Below are 3506 nucleotides of genomic sequence, written 5' to 3' on the forward strand. Positions count from 1 at the left end.
AGTTCACGCCCGCCACCAGCACCAGGCTGAACAAGGGGCCCGACAGCAGGAACAGCACCAGCCCGCGTCCCCAGCCGACACCGCAGGCCTGCCAGAGCCCGCGCCGCCAGGCAAAGGGCAGGATCAGCAGGCCGCTGGTGAGAAAGCGCATCAAGGTCGCATCCAGCGGCGTGAGCCCTTGCTGCAAGCCGTAGCGCGAGATCACGGGCTGCACGCCCCAGATGAGCGCGACCAGAATGCCGGAGAGGAGGGGAGGAGGCATGGCGAAATCGTTGGATGAAAACCGTACAGTAGGGCAGGGCCGGTTGACTGACTTTCGTACTTGGGTCAAGAATGTTTGAATTTACGCCAAGCTGCGAGGCGAGCTTCGTGGTGGCGGAGTTTCCATCATTGGTGCGTCATCTTTGCATGTACGCCAAGCGAGACCAGACCATGCGCAAGCCTTCTCCCTCCCGTTCCCCGCTGCCTATCGACCGGGTGGACCGCATCGCGCGCCCGGTGGTAGCCGCCGGCGCCGATTACGCGCGCGATTCGCTGCAGGCCTGGCACAGCCATCGCCGGGCGCAGTTGCTGTTCGGGCTGGGGGGATTGATGCAGGTGGTCACGCAGGATGGGGCCTGGGTGGTGCCGCCGCAGCACGCGGTGTGGATTCCTTCCGGGCGCGAGCACCAGAGCCGCATGCTCTTGCCGGTGACTACCTGCAGCGCCTTCGTCGAGCCCGAACATGCGCCGCGCGCCGCGCGGACCTGCCAGGTGCTGGAGGTGCATCCGCTGCTGCGCGAGCTGCTGATCGAAGCCACCCGCATCGATCCGCATTACGCACCCGATAGCCGGGAGGAGGCTTTGATGCACCTGCTGCTCAAGGAGATCGCCCGCGCCCGCGAGATTCCCATGTACGTGCCGCTGCCGCAGGAGGAGAAGCTGGGGGCGCTGTGTCGCGACTTCATGCGATCGCCCTCGATCCGCGCGCGCCCGGCCGAGTGGGCCGAACAATTGCACATGAGCGAGCGCAGCTTCACCCGCAGATTCCTGGCGCAGACCGGGATGGGCTTCCAGCAATGGCGGCTGCGCGCCTGCATCGTCAATGCGATCTCGCGGCTGGCGCTGGGACACTCGGTGACGGCGATTGCCTATGATCTCGGCTACGAACAGCCGGCAACCTTCTCGACCATGTTCAAGCGGATGACGGGATATGTCCCCTCATCGCATCCGGCCGTGCGCGCATAAAAAAGGCCGGAGCATTTCACTCCGGCCAACCATTCTGCGAGGGATGCAGAAGAGACTATCGATACGCGATGGGGCGATCAGGCCCCTGCCAGGCGCGGCGTCTGCACGGTGCTGCCCGAGGCCATGTAGCGCGCCACCGACAGGTCTTCATGGGCGATGGCAGGGCGGCGTCCCGAGATCAGGTCGGCCAGCAGCTGGCCCGAACCGCAGGACATGGTCCAGCCCAACGTGCCGTGACCGGTGTTGATGTACAGGTTCGAGACCGGGGTGGCACCGACCACGGGCGTGCCGTCCGGGGTCATCGGGCGCAGGCCGGTCCAGAAGCTGGCTTGCTTCGTGTCGCCTGCACCGGGGAACAGATCGTTGACCACCAGTTCCAGCGTGGCGCGGCGCTTGGCCTTGAGGGCCGTGTCATAGCCGACGATCTCGGCCATGCCGCCGACGCGGATGCGGTCATCGAAGCGGGTGACGGCGATCTTGTAGGTCTCGTCGAGAATGGTGGAGACCGGTGCGGCCGAGGCATCGGTGATCGGTACGGTGATCGAGTAACCCTTGAGCGGATACACCGGAATGCCCGGCAGGCCGGGGATGTCGCGCAGCAGTTGCGGCGAGTAGGAGCCGAGGGCGACCACGTAGCTGTCGGCCTGCACCAGTTCCTTGCCGCAGACCACGCCGGCGATCTTGCCACCGGCCATGGTGAGGGCGTCGATCGAGACGCCATAACGGAATTTCACGCCCAGTTGCTCGGCCATCTTGGCCAGGCGGGTGGTGAAGAGCTGGCAGTCGCCAGTTTCGTCATTGGGCAGGCGCAGGCCGCCGGTGAGCTTGCCGCGCACCTTCTCCAGCGCCGGTTCGGCACCGCCCAGTTGTTCCGGGGTCAGCAGTTCGAAGGGGACGCCGGCTTCCTGCAGCACGGCGATGTCCTTGGCGGCACCCTCGAGCTGTTCCTGCGAGCGGAACAGTTGCAGCGTGCCTTGCTGACGGCCTTCATAGGGGATGCCGACATCGGCGCGCAGGTCGCGCAGGCAGTCGCGGCTGTATTCGGCCAGGCGCACCATGCGTTCCTTGTTGACGGCGTAGCTTTCGGCATTGCAGTTGCGCAGCATCTGCCACATCCAGCGCAACTGGTTGAGCGTACCGTCCGGGCGGATGGCCAGCGGGGCATGTTCCTGGAACATCCACTTGATGGCCTTCAGGGGAATGCCGGGCGCGGCCCAGGGCGAGGCATAGCCGGGAGAGATCTGGCCGGCATTGCCGAAGGAGGTTTCCAGCGCGGGGCCGGGCTGGCGGTCCAGCACGGTCACATCGTGACCGGCCCTGGCCAGATACCAGGCGCTGGTGACCCCGATGACACCGCTTCCAAGAATGACGACGCGCATGCTGAACTCCCCGTTTCGTTGATGCCGCTGCAAAAGGCTTGTGGATTAGAAGATTCAGCTATCATATGGGCGAATAAATAGTATTTGTTTTCATATTTCTAGCTAATTTCATGAAAGTTTCATGAAAATCGCGCTGAAACGGGAAAATTTCATGAGAACTCAGCAACAGTCCATCCGCACCCTCGACAAGCTCGATCACCGCATCCTGGCCGTGCTGCAAAAGGATGGCCGCATTTCCATGAAGGAGCTCGGGGAGCAGGTCGGTTTGTCAGTCACGCCCTGCATCGAACGGGTCAGGCGCATGGAGCGCGATGGCGTCATCAGCGGCTATTACGCGCGCGTCAATCCCGAGTCATTGGGGGCGACCTTGCTGGTCTTCGTGGAGATCACGCTCAATCACAAGTCCGGCAACATGTTCGAGCAGTTCCGCCGCGAGGTGCTGCGCATTCCCGAAGTGCAGGAATGCCACCTGGTCTCGGGCGACTTCGACTACCTCATCAAGGCACGCATCCGGGGCATGGCGGAATACCGCAAGCTGCTGGGCGACATCCTGCTGCAGCTGCCGGGGGCGGCGCAGTCCAAGAGCTATGTAGTGATGGAAGAGATCAAGGAGACGCTGGCGCTGCCGCTGGATGACTGAGCCCGGCAGAAGCCGGTACGGATGGGCGTACGGATAACAGTACAGTGGCCGGACAGTTCCGGTACAGAAAAGCAGACACCCGCAACTTCAGCTACTGTACACATCGTCGGCGAGTCTTTGCGCGCGCGGCTTGACAGGCACTGTGCTTGAATCCGTCGCCGCTCCCTGTGCATTCCGGTCGGGACTGGCGTGTCCTAGACTTCACCTACATTAGGGCCTGTTCACATTCAATCTGTGAGTGCGAGAGGTCGCCAAGCGTT

4 protein-coding genes are annotated in these 3506 nt (G+C 63.4%); 2 read left to right on the top strand and 2 right to left on the bottom strand.

Annotated elements, in window-relative coordinates; genetic code table 11:
- Positions 1–262, bottom strand: a 262-nt coding sequence (locus B3873_RS26055) for an EamA family transporter (protein ID WP_286870008.1), incomplete at its 3' end; no start/stop codon positions are given.
- Positions 263–432: 170 nt separating this feature from the next.
- On the opposite strand from B3873_RS26055, the gene B3873_RS26060 reads away from it, so the two are divergent.
- The gene (locus tag B3873_RS26060) at positions 433–1227 is read left to right on the top strand and encodes an AraC family transcriptional regulator (protein WP_034337225.1); all 795 of its coding nucleotides are present in this window, start codon (positions 433–435) and stop codon (positions 1225–1227) included.
- A gap of 77 nt (positions 1228–1304) precedes the next feature.
- Here B3873_RS26060 and B3873_RS26065 read toward each other — a convergent pair whose 3' ends face one another.
- A complete protein-coding gene (locus tag B3873_RS26065; protein ID WP_034337215.1) occupies positions 1305–2606 on the bottom strand; it encodes a D-amino acid dehydrogenase in 1302 nt (433 codons plus the stop codon).
- Positions 2607–2757: 151 nt separating this feature from the next.
- On the opposite strand from B3873_RS26065, the gene B3873_RS26070 reads away from it, so the two are divergent.
- Complete coding sequence (locus tag B3873_RS26070; protein ID WP_026051927.1) at positions 2758–3246, top strand: Lrp/AsnC ligand binding domain-containing protein; 489 nt, start codon at positions 2758–2760, stop codon at positions 3244–3246.
- Positions 3247–3506 lie beyond the last annotated feature (260 nt).

The organism is Herbaspirillum sp. UBA812, from assembly GCF_002296545.1.
In the GTDB taxonomy this organism is placed as follows: domain Bacteria; phylum Pseudomonadota; class Gammaproteobacteria; order Burkholderiales; family Burkholderiaceae_D; genus Herbaspirillum; species Herbaspirillum huttiense.

What these genes read in the sequence shown, in the direction of transcription:
- B3873_RS26070 (WP_026051927.1), top strand. Translation starts at nt 2,758, where the DNA reads ATGAGAACTCAGCAACAGTCCATCCGCACCCTCGACAAGCTCGATCAC.
- B3873_RS26060 (WP_034337225.1), top strand. Translation starts at nt 433, where the DNA reads ATGCGCAAGCCTTCTCCCTCCCGTTCCCCGCTGCCTATCGACCGGGTG.
- B3873_RS26065 (WP_034337215.1), bottom strand. Translation starts at nt 2,606, where the DNA reads ATGCGCGTCGTCATTCTTGGAAGCGGTGTCATCGGGGTCACCAGCGCC.